This is a genomic window from Microbacterium sp. HD4P20 (assembly GCF_019449275.2).
Classification (GTDB): Bacteria; Actinomycetota; Actinomycetes; order Actinomycetales; family Microbacteriaceae; genus Microbacterium.
The window spans coordinates 548,563-561,862 of record NZ_JAHZQZ020000012.1; the positions used below are offsets into that span (position 1 = coordinate 548,563).

The following is a 13,300-nucleotide window of genomic DNA, read 5'->3' on the forward strand; positions in this document are numbered from 1 at the left end:
GGCTTTGTACGATGACACCAGCATCGTCGGCGTCGCCCGCCGACCCCACCCCCTTGACCGGGAAGGGGCGTCCGGGATAACGGATGTCGCGAGCCGGAACATCCGATGACGTTTCGGGTCACCACGCCGGTCGCGCTCCGCGCGGCGAGGTGTGGTCCGTATGGTGACCGCATGTCCGCCATCGACGAGCCCCTCGCCGCGACGATCCGTGAGCTGGCGCTGCCCGCCGTCATCGCGACGATCGCGACCGAGGGAGGCACGGCGGTGCACCCCGCTCTGCGGTTTCGTGCGCAGTCCGTGCATCCGGCAGCATGGTCGCTGGTCGAGCGGTCACCCGGTCTCGTGCCGCTGTGGTCGTGCGGCATCGACAGTGCGTTCGCAGACGCTGACGGCACCTTCGTGATGTGGTCGGTGGAAGAAGCGCGGCCGAGCCATCGGTTCCCCGACTACGCCGGGCTGGTGCGATCGCTCCTGACCGAGCTGCGCGAGGACGACGAGGACGAGGACGACCTCCGCGTCATCGCCGGACTGCTCCTGCCCGGTCGCAGGCTCGGGGGAGCTCAGACCCGGCGGTAGGTCCCGGCCATCGGGCAGTCGAACGGATCGCGGGCTGCCAGACCGACGCGGTTCAGGTAGTCGATCACGATGCCGTACGACTTCCACATCGTCGTCTCGACGTAGGGCACGTCGAGCGTCTCGCAGTGGTCGCGCACGATCTCGCGGGCGCGAGCCAGGTGCGGTCGGGGCATGTTCGGGAACAGGTGGTGCTCGATCTGGTAGTTGAGCCCGCCCATCATCCACGTGGCCCACCAACCGCCAGACACGTTGCGGGAGGTGCGGACCTGCTTGCTGAAGAAGTCGAGCTTCGCGTCCTTGGCGATGATCGGCATGCCCTTGTGATTGGGAGCGAAGGACGCGCCCATGTAGACGCCGAAGACCGCGAGCTGAACGCCGAGGAAGGCGAAGGCCATGCCGAGCGGCAGGAAGAGGAAGACGGGCGTCCAGACCACGCCGAAGCGCGCGACCAGCATCGCCAGCTCGACCCAGCGGCCCTTGACCGGCTCGCGACTGAAGAGATGCTTGAAGGCGATGACGTGGAGGTTCAGTCCCTCGAGCGTCAGGAGCGGGAAGAACAGCCATCCCTGGCGCTTCGTGATGAACCGGCGCAGTCCGCGGGCGCTCGCGGCATCCGTCTCGAGGAACGAGATGGTGTCGATCTCGATGTCGGGATCTTTGTCGACCCGGTTCGGGTTCGCGTGGTGCCGCGTGTGCTTGGTGGCCCACCACGAGTAGCTCATGCCGACGACGGCGTTGCCGAGAATGCGAGCGAGGCGGTCGTTGGCCGGTCCAGAAGTCAGGATCTGCCGGTGCGCGGCCTCGTGCGAGAGGAACGCGACCTGCGTGAACAGGATGCCGAGGGCCGCAGCGATGAACAGCTGGAACCAGCTGTCGCCGAGCAGGATGAATCCCGCGACGCAGCCGGCGAAGGCGAGAGCCAGCACCGTACCCACGATGCCGTAGAACCAGGGGGTGCGACGCAGCAGGCCTGTCTCTCGTACGATCTGCGAGACGTCGGTATAGGCCCGGGCGATGGGGGGGAACTCCGCTGTTCCGGCATAAGTCTGGCGAACGGGTCCGAGCCGGGGCTCGAGGGTGGTGGTGGAGGAGATGACGGGACCTGGTTTCGATCGGGGACCGCGTTGGCCTCGGGAAGCCAAAGGCGGTTGCCGATCGCTTATGCCAGGCTACGCGCCCTCACATGGGGCGACGGGAATACGTCGCGACTCCCAGCCACTGATCAGGCCCGCGGGTTACCCAGACACACGACAGCCCGGGATGGCAATGCCATCCCGGGCTGACGAGAGATCAGGGGATCAGAGCGGCCGGATGTTGGCTGCCTGCATGCCCTTCGGACCGCGCTCGGCGTCGAATTCGACCTTCTGGTCTTCACGGAGCTCCTTGAAGCCCTCGCCGGTGATCGCGCTGAAGTGTGCGAAGAGATCGGCCGAGCCGTCATCGGGAGCGATGAAGCCGTAGCCCTTCTCGGAGTTGAACCATTTCACGGTGCCAGTGGCCATCGTGTCTTTCCTTTTACTTTTCGGGCCGCGTAAGCGACCAGGGGTGCCGTTCCAACCTGTTCGGAACGGACATCGGGAGCACGCGTGCGGACGGATGCGACGCGGCAAGTCTTGTGACGAAGGTTATGAGATCTTTCGGGGAGATGCGCCGGCGTCGTGATGCTCGTGCGCGGAAGTCGAGGGGAAGGGAGCCGGTTGTGCTGCGGCGGTCGGGCGTCAGGCGGTCTGCTTCTCCACAGTGAGGCAGAGGCTTTTCGACGCGGTGACCCGATTGGGCAATCGCCAGCGTAGCACGCCCTGCGGTGCGGACGTCACTCGCTGTGCACGACGGTGCCCGAGCCGGGGGCTCGGGCACCGTCGCACGCGAGATCGGATCAGTCCAGGCCGTTTTCGGCCAGCCAGTCGGCCGCGATGTCGTCGGCGGAGCGCTGGTCGACCGTCGACTGCACGTTCAGCGCGACAAGCCCCTCGGGGGTGAGCGCCGCGCTCACGGCGTTGATGACATCCGAGATCTCGTCGGCGATGTCGGCGTTCACGACCGGCACCACGTTCGAGGCGAGGAACAGTCCCTCGGGGTCCTCGAGGGTGACGAGGTTCTCGGTCTCGATGCGCGGGTCGGCGCTGTAGACGTTGGCCACCTGGATGTTGCCGGCGACGAGCTCGTCGACCGTCGTGTCGGCGGTCGCTTCGAAGGCGACGGTCACGCCGTAGACGTCCTGCAGCCCGGTCGGTCCGTACGGGCGCTCCTCGAGCTCGGGCGCACCGCCCAGCACCAGACCCTCGATGCCGGCGAGGTCGCCGATGGAGGTGAGGCTGTGCTCCGCGGCGAAGTCCGCGGTGACGTTGTAGGAGTCCTGGTCGGTGGCCGACGACTGGTCGAGCACCGTGAGGCCCTCGGGGAGTGCCTCCTGCAGGGCGGCGTAGACGTCTTCCGAGGTGGTCGCGGTCGCTTCGGGATCGAAGAACTGCAGCAGGTTGCCGGTGTACTCGGGGAAGAGATCGATCGAGCCGTCCTCGAGCGACGGGATGTAGGCGTCCCGCTGGCCGATGTTGAACTGCCGGTCGACGTCGAACCCGGCGCCTTCGAGCGCCTGCGCGTAGATCTCGGCGATGATCTCGTTGGAGTAATAGGCCTGCGAGCCGATGACGATGGTCGAGGAATCGCCGGTGTCGCCGCCTTCGAGCGGGTTGCTCGATGCGCAGCCGGCGAGTGCCAGCGCGGCGACAGCGGTCGCGCTCAGCGCCAGCGACAGTCGTTTGCGTGTGGTGGGCATTTCGGATCCTCCGGGGTTGGGTGGGGGTCAGGTGGAAGGCTCTGTGACGAGCGTGGGGGCGGGAGTGCGGGTGGAGCGGCGCGGGCGCGGTCCGGTGGTGTGCGGAACGGCGAAGCGCGCCAGGAGTGCGAAGAGACCGTCGAGTACGAGTGCGAGAACGACGACGATGATCGAGGCGCCCAGCACCTGCGGGAAGTCGCGGGTGTTGATGCCTTGGATCATGAAGAACCCCAGGCCGCCCAGGCCCACGTAGGCAGCGATGGTCACCGTCGCGACCACTTGCAGCGTGGCCGAACGGAAACCGCCGATGAGAAGAGAGAGTCCAAGAGGCACCTCTATCTTGAAGAGGATCTGCCACTCGGTCATTCCCATGGCTCTTCCGGCGTCGATGACCGAACGGTCTATGGCCTCGATGCCGGCGTACGCGCCGGCGAGGATCGAGGGAATGGCGAGCAGCACGAAGGCGACGATCGCGGCCTCCGTCTTGAGCGTGACTCCGATGAGCATCACGAGCAGGGTGACCAGCCCCAGCGCGGGCAGTGCCCGCGCGGCGCCGGAGAGGAACACAGCGATCTCGCGCCCTCGACCGGTATGCCCGATGAGCCAGCCGATCGGGACGGCGATCACCGCGGCGATCAGCACCGAGAAGAAGGTGAAGGCGAGATGCTGGAGGATCGCCTCCGGCAGGGGCAGCGACCCCGTCAGCTGCTCGGGCGAGAAGATCCACGCCAACGCCTCGGCGAAGAGATTCATGCGGTCACCACGCGCGATCGCCGGCGGGGAGGCATCGCGGCGCGACGCGACCACGGCATGAGTGTTCGACCGAGCAGCACCAGCAGCAGGTCGATGACGAGGGCGATGATCACCACCGCCGCAACGCCGGCGAACACCTCGGCGAGGATGCGACGCTGATAGCCGTTCGTGAACAGGTACCCGAGGTTCTGGACGCCGACCAGGACTCCCACGGTGGCGAGTGAGATCGTGGAGACCGCCGTGACCCGCAACCCGGAGAGGATGACGGGTCCGGCGAGCGGGAAGTCGACTCTCCAGAAGCGGCGCCACGGCCCGAAGCCGACGGCGACCGCGGCGCCGCGGGTGGTCGCATCCACCGATGACAGACCGTCAGCGACCGATCTCGTCATGATGGCGACGGCGTAGATGGCCAGGACGGCGATCAGGTTGAGGTCGGAGCGGGCGGGTACGCCGAGCAGAGCCGCAACGACGAAGAACAGGGCGAACGAAGGGATCGTGTACAGCAGCCCCACCATGGTGAGCACCGGTCCCCGCAGCTTCGAATAGCGGAACGCGGCCCAGCCGATCGGGAGCGAGACGACGAACCCCAGCACGATCGCAATGCTGCTCTGGCGGAGATGATCCACCGTCAGCCCGCCGATCAGGTCGAGGTTGTCGAGAACCCAGTTCACGCGGTGTCCTCCACGAGCGCGCCGTCCTCGACGAGAACGCCCTGCGTGCGCCCCGCGCCGTCCACCAGCACGGTTCCGTGCGGGGTCTGCTTGCGATGCAGGGCCCGCGCGCCCCGCTCGGCGCCGATGAACTCCGCGACGAAGTCGCTCGCCGGGTTCTCGATGATCTCGCTCGGCGTGCCGACCTGGGCGATGTGTGCGCCCTTCTCGAGGATCACGACCTGGTCGCCCAGCAGGAACGCCTCGTCGACGTCGTGGGTGACGAAGACGACGGTCTTGTCGAGGTCCTCCTGCAGCCGCAGGGTCTCGGTCTGCAGCTCCTTGCGCACGATCGGATCCACAGCGCCGAAGGGCTCGTCCATCAGCAGGATGTTGGGGTCGACCGCCAACGCGCGCGCGACGCCTACCCGCTGCTGCTGCCCGCCGGACAGCTGGCTCGGATAGCGCGCAGCGAGCCCGCGGTCGAGGCCGACGACATCCATCAGCTCCAGGGCTCGCGCGCGCGCCTGCCGACGAGGGACACCCGAGAGGACCGGGACGGTGGCGATGTTGTCGATCACCGAGAAGTGGGGAAGCAGGCCGGCGTTCTGCAGCACGTAGCCGATGCCCCGCCGCAGAGTGACCGGGTCACGATCGGCGATGGGCTCGTCGTCGATCGTGATCTGCCCGCCGGTGGGTTCGACGAGTCTGTTGATCATGCGCAGGAGAGTCGTCTTGCCGCACCCCGAGGAGCCGACGAAGACCGTCGTCTTATGGGCGGGGATGACCAGGTTGAAGTCATCGACAGCGAGCGTTCCATCGCCGAATCGCTTCGAGACCGCCCGGAATTCGATCGCCATGCTGTCCTTTCGGCGGGATTCCAGAAAACCACAGGTCGCCGACATCAGGCCGGAATCGACGCACCGTGACGTTCCTGAGATGTTTCGTGGCAGTCCGCTGAGCGGATTGCTCAGTCGCCCCGGCGCGGCTTTCCCGCAGTACCGTGTCCCCTATGAGCACTCGCGAGTACGACCTCGTCGTCATCGGAGCAGGCCCCGTCGGCGAGAACGTCGCCGACAGGGCGGTACAAGGAGGACTGTCGGTCGCGATCGTCGAGAGTGAACTCGTCGGCGGCGAGTGCTCCTACTGGGCGTGCATGCCCTCGAAGGCGCTGCTGCGTGCCGGGTCCGCACTCCGCGCCGCACGCGATGTGGAGGGTGCGGTGCAGGCGGTGACCGGCTCGGTCGACGTCTCGGCCGCGCTCAAGAGGCGTGACGCGATCGTCCACGAGTGGAACGACGCATCGCAGGTCGATTGGCTCCAATCCACCGGGATCGACCTCGTACGCGGGCACGGCCGGATCTCGGGTGAGCGTCAGGTCACCGTGACTGACGCGGACGGCGCCGAGACGGTGCTGGTCGCGCGGCACGCCGTGGCCGTCAGCACCGGTTCGGCGGCGCTGCTTCCCGACATCCCGGGCCTGCGCGAGGCTCAGCCCTGGACCAGCCGCGAAGCGACAGGCGTGCGCCAGGTGCCGGCATCCCTCGCAATCCTCGGCGGCGGAGTCGTGGGCAGCGAGATGGCGACGCTGTTCGCATCGTTCGGCACCGCCGTGACGCTGATCGCCCGCTCCGGTCTGCTGGGCGGTGTCGAGGCGTTCGCGGGCGAGGCCGTGAAGCAGGCGTTGACGGATGCCGGAGCCGACGTCCGCACGGGCGTCGAGGTCGAGCGGGTCGCGCGCAACGCCGACGGCGAAGTCGTGCTGTCTCTCTCAGACGGGTCGGAGGTGCGAGCGGCCGAACTGCTCGTGGCGACGGGGCGCGTGCCCCGCACCCAGGACCTCGGCATCGAAGCGATCGGGCTCAAGCCGGGGGCATGGCTCGATGTCGACGACACGCTGCGCGTGCGTGGCGTCGACTGGCTCTATGCCGTCGGCGACGTCAACCATCGCGCGCTGCTGACGCACCAGGGCAAGTACCAGGCGCGGGCGGCGGGCGACGTCATCGCGGCACGGGCGCACGGCCGCGAGATCGACGAAGCTCCGTGGGGGGCGCATGTCGCCACGGCCGATCACTCCGCGGTGCCGCAGGTGGTGTTCACCGATCCCGAGGTGGCGGCGGTCGGTCACACCGAGGCGTCCGCACGCGCTGCCGGCATCGGCATCCGGGTCCTCGATTACGACCTGTCATGGGTCGCCGGAGCGAGCACGCACGCCGACCACTACCGGGGCCAGGCGCGCGCGATCGTCGACGAGGAGCGCGGCGTGCTGATCGGTGCGACGTTCGTCGGCCCCGATGTCGCCGAGCTGCTTCACGCAGCGACGATCGCGATCGTGGGCGAGGTGCCGATCGACCGCCTGTGGCATGCGGTGCCGTCGTACCCGACTCTCAGCGAGGTCTGGCTGCGCTGGCTCGAGGCCTGGGGGCGCTGAGCTCGTCACTCCGGCGGCGCCGGGTACGGTCGTTCCCTCAGCACGGTGGCCAGATGCGCCGCGTTCCGCGCGAGCGTCGCGATCGTCGATGCGACCTTCTCGGGCGTCTCGGCGAGGTCCTTGTAGTCGGTCGTATGCATCGCCTCGCCATTCCAGTACACGCCACCCTGCGACGGGATGGTGAACCCCACGTCGCCGAGAGCCTGATACAGGTCGGCGGTGATGGCGTGGGCGCCGTCCTCGTTGCCCAGCACGACGGTCACGGCGACCTTGCCGGCCAGAACGACCCGCCCCTCGTCATCCGTCTCGGACAGTTCCGCGTCGAGCCGCTCGAGCACGCGCTGTGCGACGCTGGACATGTGGCCCATCCAGGTGGGTGTGGCGAGGACGAGGATGTCGGCCGCCATGACCTCCTCCCTGATGCGCGGCCACTCATCACCATCGCCCATGTCGGCCTGGATTCCCGGCTTGACGTCGAAGTCGACGACGCGGAACTGTTCTCCGGCGACGCCGTGGCCGGCCAGGGCGTCGAGCACCTGCTGCGCCATCAGTTCCGAGCTGGAGGCGGCGGGGGACGGTTTGAGCGTGCAGTTGAGGGCGAGTGCACGAAGCATGGCATTCCTCTCGTGATCGACATTTGCATCGACACCGGCAGGCTACGCACGACTCGGCGGTGCGGGGAGGGCCTTGACAGGGTCCGCCCGCGGACCGGGCCGTCGAAGAGATTTCCATGCAACTGCATCCGAATCCCGTCCCGCACCGGAAAGCACTGTCATGGGGTGGTGATGGACCGCCCCCATCATGAGGAGGAAGACAGTGCGAAAGACAGCAGCCGCCGGTCTCGCCGTCGGCATCATCGCGGCTCTCGGGTTCGCGATGCCGGCATCGGCCGACACGAACGGATCCGCGCAGCTCTCGGTGCTCCACGGCATCCCCGACACACCCGTCGACGTCTATGTCAACGGCGAGCTCACTCTCGACGACTTCCAGCCGGGAGACCTCGCCGGTCCCCTCGAACTCCCGGCCGGCGACTACGAAGTCGCTCTGACGGCGACGGATGCCGCGGACGCGAGTTCTCCGGTGCTCGGGCCCGCCACGCTCACGCTCGCGGCGGGCTCGAACTACACGGCCGTCGCGCACCTGACCGAAGCCGGTGAACCGGGACTGAACCTTTTCACCAACGACACCGCGACCACGGCTGCCGGTGAGGGCCGGCTCACGGTCCGCCATGTCGCCGCCGCTCCCGCGGTGGACGTGCTCGCCGGCGGATCGCCGGTCGTCGAGGGGCTCACGAACCCGAACGAGGCCACGCTGAACCTGCCGGCCGGCACGGTCTCGGCCGCCGTCGCGCTCGCGGGAACCACCGAACCGGTGCTCGGCCCGACAGACGTGCAGATCCAGGACGGCGTCCTGACGATCGTGTACGCGTGGGGAAGCGCCGAGGACGGCAACCTCGCGATCGCGGCGCAGACCGTCACCGGCCTGCACTCCAGCCCTGACGGCGTGCCGTCCGGATCGGCCGGCTACCTCGCGCAGCGCGACGCGTCGACCACGTTCCTGATGATCGCGGGCGCCGGGGTGCTGGCGATCGCGGTGACCGTCGGAGCCGTCACCCTCGTGCGGGCTCGGCAGGGGGCTTCGCACTGATGGCGCGGGGCACGTCGCGAAGCCTCCGGAGGGAGCAGCCGATGGTCTGCGCTCTCGCCGGAACGGTTCTCGCGGCGTGCCTCGTCGCCTGCACACCGGTGGGGGCGGGAGACGCGACGCCCACCCCCAGTCGCATCGCGACGGCGTCTCCTTCCGCTCCCACCTCACCCGCCGCGCCGACGCCGACGATCGACGTGCCCGTTCAGTCGAGCGCACTGTCGGCGCCGGCGGCTGCGGTGCCTCCCGTGCGGTTGCGCATCGATGCGCTCGGTATCGACATGCCGGTGACCGACGTCGGGATCGAGCCCAGCGGTCAGATGGAACTGCCGGTCGACCCGGCCGTGGCGGGCTGGTACCGGTACGGGCCGGATGCGCGAAGCGAGGCGGGCAACCTCATGCTCGCCGCCCACGTCGACGCTCCCGACTACCCGATCGGGCCGCTCGCACGACTGCGTGAACTGGGCCCCGGTGCCACCTTGTCGATCGAGGCCGCCGACGGGTCATCGCGTGGCTACGTGGTGGAGTCGCTCACCTTCTACGACAAGACCGCGCTGCCGACCGCAGAGCTGTTCGCCCGGGACGGAGCGCCGACGCTCGTGATCATCACGTGCGGGGGCCCGTTCGATCCCACCACGGGCCGATACCGCGATAACGTCGTCGCGATCGCACGACAGCAATGATGCCCGGAAGCGAGGACAGCGTGGAAACGGATACCGACTCCGACGCAGAGGCGCAGCTGAACGCGCGCTTCCAGGCGGGGGACGAATCCGCGCTCGCGGAGGTGTACCGGCGGTGGGCGCCCGTGGTGTTCACGCTGGCACTCCGCTCGCTCGGTGACCGAGGGGATGCCGAGGACGTCACCCAGCGCACCTTCGTGTCTGCGTGGACGTCCCGTGCGTCGTACGACCCGGCCAAAGCGCGGTTGTCGACCTGGCTCGTCGCGATCGCACGGCATCGGATCGCCGACACCCACGAGTCCCGAGCCAAGGTGCGTGCGCTCCAGGCCGAGATGGAGCGCCTCACGCGGCCCGACGATCTCGTCCGGGACGCGCCGGACCTTTCCGAGACACTGCTCGTCGCCAACGAGCTCCAGCAGCTCGAGCCGGACGCCCGGACCGTCATGCGGCTCGCCTTCTACGACGATCTGACGCACGACGAGATATCGAGGCGACTCGGGATGCCGCTGGGTACCGTGAAGAGCCATATCCGGCGAAGTCTCATCCGCATGCGCGACCGATTGGAGGTGACCCGTGTCACACCTTGACCCCGAGCAGCTCGCGCTGGTCGCCATGGGTGAGGCCGTCGCCTCCGCCGAGGAGCGCTCGCACCTCGCGTCGTGCCCCGCCTGCACGGCGGAGGTCGCCGAGATGTCGCACGCCGCGACCGTCGCCCGGTCGACCATCGACGAGGCGGCGCTCGAATCGCCCTCGGCGCGTGTGTGGGATCGCATCCACCAAGACCTCGCCCTTGGCGCCGACGTCGCGGCAGACCCGCTCGCGCCCGTCGGCGCCGACGAGCCCGCCGGAGCGCCGGGCACGCCCGTCCAACACGTGTCGGTCGCGCATGAGGAGGCCGGGTCGACGGATCCTGTTGCCCGCGCGCGTCAACCGCGAATGCGGTCGATCTGGGTGCTCGCGGCATCCCTCGCCCTCATCGCCGTCGTCGGGGTGGGCGTGTGGGCGGGCATCTCGGCGAGCCTCGCGCCCACCGTCGTCGCCGCCGCCTCGCTCGACGCGTTCCCGTCTCACCCCCGAGCCGAGGGTACGGCAGAGGTGGACCTTAGTCGCGACGGCAGCCGCACCCTCAGCGTGACCCTCGAGGGAGCCTCCGAGGCGGATGCCTACCGCGAGGTCTGGCTGATCCGAAACGACGGGGCGGCGCTGATCAGCTTGGGTCTTCTGGAGGGGAGGTCGGGCACTTTTCCGATCCCGGACGGCGTCGACCTCGAGGAGTACGACCTGGTCGACATCTCGTTCGAGCCACTCGACGGTGATCCCGCGCATTCTGGTGACTCGATCGTTCGCGGACAGCTGCAGTCCGCATGAGGCAATAGTCTCCGGGCATGAAAATCGACTTCAAGAAGGAGATCGCCGCGTACTCGGCTCGGCGGGGCGTATTCGACATCATCGAAGTTCCACCGCTTCGCTACCTGATGATCGACGGCCACGGCGACCCGAACACCCAGGCGTACGGCGACGCCATCTCGACGATCTTCCCGGTCGCGTACAAGCTCAAATTCCTCAGCAAGAGGGAGCTCGACCGGGACTACGTCGTCATGCCGCTGGAAGCGGTCTGGTGGTCCGACGACATGAGCTCGTTCACGTCCGATCGCGACAAGTCGAAGTGGGACTGGACGGCACTGAACATGGTGCCCGACTGGATCACCGACGAGCTCTTCGCCCGCGCGGTCGCGGCGGCGGGGGAGGCGCCGGTCATCGACCGCATCCGACTGGGCACGCTCGACGAAGGGCGTTGCGTGCAGACGCTCCATGTCGGCCCGTTCGACGAGGAGGGGCCGGTGCTCGCCGACCTGCACGACCGCTTCATTCCCTCGCAGGGGCTGCGCATGACCGGCAAGCACCATGAGATCTACCTCAGCGATATCCGGCGCACCGATCCGTCCAAGCTGCGCACGATCCTGCGTCAGCCCGTAGCCGATGCCGCGTCCTGACCGTACCCGCTGCCTTCTGCCGAGCGATAGGGGGGTTGTCCTCGGTCCGGGATTCAGCGGCCCTTTTCGAGGCGCACGATCGCGACGGTGACGCCCGCTGCGACCGCGCCCAGCCCGCCGACGGCCATGTCGCCGATCGTGTCCTGATACGTGACGAAGATCTCATCGGTGACGAAGGTCTTGCCCGCCCACTCGACCATCTCCCAGACGGCGCTGATCGCGAGTCCGAGCGCCGCCACGATGACGATCGGCGTGCGCCGCCTCGAATCGGGCTCGCGCGGCGCGGGAACGACATCGAGTCGGGCGAGCAGCAGGTAGAGCATGGCCGCGAACACCCCCGTGCACACGAAGTGGACGGCGAGATCCCAGCCCGACCAGGTGCGATAGAGGCCGAGGAGGTTGCTCCAGGCGGCGACCAGGACCGTGACGCCGAAGATGACATCGAATCCCGGTCGCACGCCGACGAAGCGGGGCAGGACGAGTGCCGGGAGAGTGAGCGCGAGAATGCCGGCATCCGTCACGGTCCACCACGTGAACGCGGCGACGACGCTTGCCACACCGAGAGCCCGTACGGCATCGGCGAGCCATTCGCCGATGCCCGAGGGCGGCCGCAGGAAGGTCGCGATCACGCCGACCGCCCCTCGCCGTCAAGTCGTACGACGGCCTGGACCGGGAGATGGTCGGACGGCCAGCGGCCGTCGAAGCGACGCGCGTTGATTCCGGCCCTCTCCACGCCGACGTCCGGCGTCACGATGATCCAGTCGATGCGGTGTGCGCCGGCGCGCGCCGGTCGATAGTTCGGGAACGTGCCGACGGATGCCCCGACGCGGCGCGCGGCCGTAGCCCAGGCGTCCTTGAGCGAACCATCGGAGAGGAGTTCCCGCAGGGTCCGCGACCCTTCACGGGCGTTGAGGTCGCCCGTCAGGATCGCGGGACCGTCCCCGATGAGCGCGCGCAGCGCGTCGACCGCGCGGAGGCGCGAGCGTCGAGAGAACGGATCGAGATGCGTATTCAGTGCGAGGAACGGCGAGTTGGTCGATCGATCGCGGAAGCGGGCGGTGACGGCGACGCGAGGGATGAGGTTGCCCCACGAGCGCGACCCCGCATGGTGCGGGTGGTCCGACAGCGCGATCTGCTCCCACTCGAGCAGTTCGAGACGCCCGCTGTCGAAGTACAGCGGGCACCCTTCGCCCGTTCGTCGGGCGCCTCGTCCATGACCGACGAAACGATAACGCCGGCCGAGGGCGGCGAGCACGTCGTCGGCCTGATCGGGCATCGCCTCCTGCACCCCGAGGAGCGTCGGCTGTTCGCTTGCGAGCAGCGCGCGAACCGCGGGCAGCCGATGGCGCCAGCGGTCGGCGCGTCGCCACGCGAGACCGTCCATGCGGCGGCGGATGTTGAACGTCATCACGTGCAGGCCCGGCGGGGCGATCGGCCCGATCAGCGGCAAAGTCATGGCGCGCTCCCTGTCGAGCCGGAGGAAGAGTTCCCGGTCGCTGCGTCATGGCCGGCATCGCTGGCCGCCGCATCCGACGATCCGTTGTCGACCACGACGATCTCGTCGGGCTTCAGGGTCTGCAGCGACAGGCCGCGAAGGCATCGCCCGAGCTCGCGGTCGTCATCCTTCACCGGGATCACGACCGATACCGTCGAAATCCTCGTCAGTGATGCGGTGCGGGTCACGTCGTCTCCTCGACGGCTCGCTCTCACGCTAGTCGGGGGCGGCGAGGTGGCTCCGCCGGTTGACACCGACTGCAGAGACGGATATCGCGCTGGGCGGGGAGAGTGGCCCTGGT

General features: G+C 68.4%; 17 protein-coding genes. 7 read left to right on the forward strand and 10 right to left on the reverse strand.

Going from position 1 to position 13,300, the window contains the following annotated elements; genetic code table 11:
- Window positions 1–171 precede the first annotated feature (171 nt).
- Window positions 172–576 carry a hypothetical protein gene (locus tag K0817_RS07580; RefSeq protein ID WP_219980753.1) on the forward strand — a complete coding sequence of 135 codons (405 nt, stop codon included), beginning with the start codon at window positions 172–174 and terminating at the stop codon, window positions 574–576.
- On the opposite strand, the gene K0817_RS07585 is transcribed toward K0817_RS07580, so the two are convergent.
- The 6 genes from K0817_RS07585 to K0817_RS07610 all read right to left on the reverse strand — a co-directional run bounded on the left by K0817_RS07585 (window position 561) and on the right by K0817_RS07610 (window position 5,615).
- The gene (locus K0817_RS07585; protein WP_219980937.1) at window positions 561–1,670 is read right to left on the reverse strand and encodes an acyl-CoA desaturase; all 1,110 of its coding nucleotides are present in this window, start codon (window positions 1,668–1,670) and stop codon (window positions 561–563) included. The genes K0817_RS07580 and K0817_RS07585 overlap by 16 nt on opposite strands.
- A 204-nt stretch (window positions 1,671–1,874) precedes the next feature.
- Window positions 1,875–2,078, reverse strand: a complete 204-nt coding sequence (locus K0817_RS07590) for a cold-shock protein (protein ID WP_026059428.1) — start codon at window positions 2,076–2,078, stop codon at window positions 1,875–1,877.
- 374 nt (window positions 2,079–2,452) lie between these two features.
- Entirely contained in the window at window positions 2,453–3,352 is a 900-nt protein-coding gene (locus tag K0817_RS07595) for an ABC transporter substrate-binding protein (RefSeq protein WP_219980754.1), read from the reverse strand.
- A 27-nt stretch (window positions 3,353–3,379) separates the two neighbouring features.
- Window positions 3,380–4,105, reverse strand: a complete 726-nt coding sequence (locus K0817_RS07600) for an ABC transporter permease (RefSeq protein WP_219980938.1) — start codon at window positions 4,103–4,105, stop codon at window positions 3,380–3,382.
- Complete coding sequence (locus K0817_RS07605) at window positions 4,102–4,776, reverse strand: ABC transporter permease subunit (protein ID WP_219980755.1); 675 nt, start codon at window positions 4,774–4,776, stop codon at window positions 4,102–4,104. Before K0817_RS07605 ends, K0817_RS07600 begins: the two co-directional genes overlap by 4 nt.
- Window positions 4,773–5,615, reverse strand: a complete 843-nt coding sequence (locus K0817_RS07610; protein ID WP_219980756.1) for an ABC transporter ATP-binding protein — start codon at window positions 5,613–5,615, stop codon at window positions 4,773–4,775. Before K0817_RS07610 ends, K0817_RS07605 begins: the two co-directional genes overlap by 4 nt.
- Before the next feature lie 152 nt (window positions 5,616–5,767).
- Here K0817_RS07610 and K0817_RS07615 point away from each other — a divergent pair, with 152 nt between their 5' ends.
- Entirely contained in the window at window positions 5,768–7,186 is a 1,419-nt protein-coding gene (locus K0817_RS07615) for an NAD(P)/FAD-dependent oxidoreductase (protein ID WP_219980757.1), read from the forward strand.
- A gap of 5 nt (window positions 7,187–7,191) precedes the next feature.
- On the opposite strand, the gene K0817_RS07620 is transcribed toward K0817_RS07615, so the two are convergent.
- Window positions 7,192–7,800 (reverse strand): flavodoxin family protein, encoded by a 609-nt coding sequence (locus K0817_RS07620; RefSeq protein ID WP_219980758.1) that lies wholly within the window; start codon window positions 7,798–7,800, stop codon window positions 7,192–7,194.
- A gap of 202 nt (window positions 7,801–8,002) precedes the next feature.
- Between K0817_RS07620 and K0817_RS07625 the strand changes: the two genes are divergently transcribed.
- The 5 genes from K0817_RS07625 to K0817_RS07645 are packed head-to-tail and all read left to right on the forward strand — an operon-like array spanning window position 8,003 to window position 11,504.
- Window positions 8,003–8,833, forward strand: coding sequence for a DUF4397 domain-containing protein (locus K0817_RS07625; RefSeq protein WP_219980759.1), 831 nt, complete (start codon window positions 8,003–8,005; stop codon window positions 8,831–8,833).
- A gap of 41 nt (window positions 8,834–8,874) precedes the next feature.
- On the forward strand, window positions 8,875–9,513 hold the full coding sequence (locus tag K0817_RS07630) for a class F sortase (RefSeq protein ID WP_219980760.1): 639 nt from the start codon (window positions 8,875–8,877) through the stop codon (window positions 9,511–9,513).
- Window positions 9,510–10,097 carry an RNA polymerase sigma factor gene (locus K0817_RS07635; RefSeq protein ID WP_219980761.1) on the forward strand — a complete coding sequence of 196 codons (588 nt, stop codon included), beginning with the start codon at window positions 9,510–9,512 and terminating at the stop codon, window positions 10,095–10,097. The genes K0817_RS07630 and K0817_RS07635 overlap by 4 nt, the downstream gene beginning before the upstream one ends.
- Window positions 10,084–10,878, forward strand: coding sequence for an anti-sigma factor (locus tag K0817_RS07640; RefSeq protein ID WP_219980762.1), 795 nt, complete (start codon window positions 10,084–10,086; stop codon window positions 10,876–10,878). The genes K0817_RS07635 and K0817_RS07640 overlap by 14 nt, the downstream gene beginning before the upstream one ends.
- A 17-nt stretch (window positions 10,879–10,895) precedes the next feature.
- Complete coding sequence (locus K0817_RS07645; RefSeq protein ID WP_219980763.1) at window positions 10,896–11,504, forward strand: GyrI-like domain-containing protein; 609 nt, start codon at window positions 10,896–10,898, stop codon at window positions 11,502–11,504.
- A 53-nt stretch (window positions 11,505–11,557) separates the two neighbouring features.
- On the opposite strand, the gene K0817_RS07650 is transcribed toward K0817_RS07645, so the two are convergent.
- From K0817_RS07650 to K0817_RS07660, 3 genes are read right to left on the reverse strand one after another with little or no spacing between them, the layout of a single operon-like run.
- Entirely contained in the window at window positions 11,558–12,133 is a 576-nt protein-coding gene (locus K0817_RS07650; protein WP_219980764.1) for a hypothetical protein, read from the reverse strand.
- Complete coding sequence (locus K0817_RS07655) at window positions 12,130–12,960, reverse strand: endonuclease/exonuclease/phosphatase family protein (RefSeq protein ID WP_219980765.1); 831 nt, start codon at window positions 12,958–12,960, stop codon at window positions 12,130–12,132. The genes K0817_RS07650 and K0817_RS07655 overlap by 4 nt, the downstream gene beginning before the upstream one ends.
- Window positions 12,957–13,187, reverse strand: coding sequence for a glycosyltransferase (locus K0817_RS07660; protein ID WP_219980766.1), 231 nt, complete (start codon window positions 13,185–13,187; stop codon window positions 12,957–12,959). Before K0817_RS07660 ends, K0817_RS07655 begins: the two co-directional genes overlap by 4 nt.
- Window positions 13,188–13,300 lie beyond the last annotated feature (113 nt).

Coding starts and splice junctions, on each gene's coding strand:
- K0817_RS07580 (WP_219980753.1), top strand. CDS start 172: ATGTCCGCCATCGACGAGCCCCTCGCCGCGACGATCCGTGAGCTGGCG.
- K0817_RS07590 (WP_026059428.1), bottom strand. CDS start 2,078: ATGGCCACTGGCACCGTGAAATGGTTCAACTCCGAGAAGGGCTACGGC.
- K0817_RS07595 (WP_219980754.1), bottom strand. CDS start 3,352: ATGCCCACCACACGCAAACGACTGTCGCTGGCGCTGAGCGCGACCGCT.
- K0817_RS07600 (WP_219980938.1), bottom strand. CDS start 4,105: ATGAATCTCTTCGCCGAGGCGTTGGCGTGGATCTTCTCGCCCGAGCAG.
- K0817_RS07610 (WP_219980756.1), bottom strand. CDS start 5,615: ATGGCGATCGAATTCCGGGCGGTCTCGAAGCGATTCGGCGATGGAACG.
- K0817_RS07615 (WP_219980757.1), top strand. CDS start 5,768: ATGAGCACTCGCGAGTACGACCTCGTCGTCATCGGAGCAGGCCCCGTC.
- K0817_RS07620 (WP_219980758.1), bottom strand. CDS start 7,800: ATGCTTCGTGCACTCGCCCTCAACTGCACGCTCAAACCGTCCCCCGCC.
- K0817_RS07630 (WP_219980760.1), top strand. CDS start 8,875: ATGGTCTGCGCTCTCGCCGGAACGGTTCTCGCGGCGTGCCTCGTCGCC.
- K0817_RS07635 (WP_219980761.1), top strand. CDS start 9,510: ATGATGCCCGGAAGCGAGGACAGCGTGGAAACGGATACCGACTCCGAC.
- K0817_RS07645 (WP_219980763.1), top strand. CDS start 10,896: ATGAAAATCGACTTCAAGAAGGAGATCGCCGCGTACTCGGCTCGGCGG.
- K0817_RS07655 (WP_219980765.1), bottom strand. CDS start 12,960: ATGACTTTGCCGCTGATCGGGCCGATCGCCCCGCCGGGCCTGCACGTG.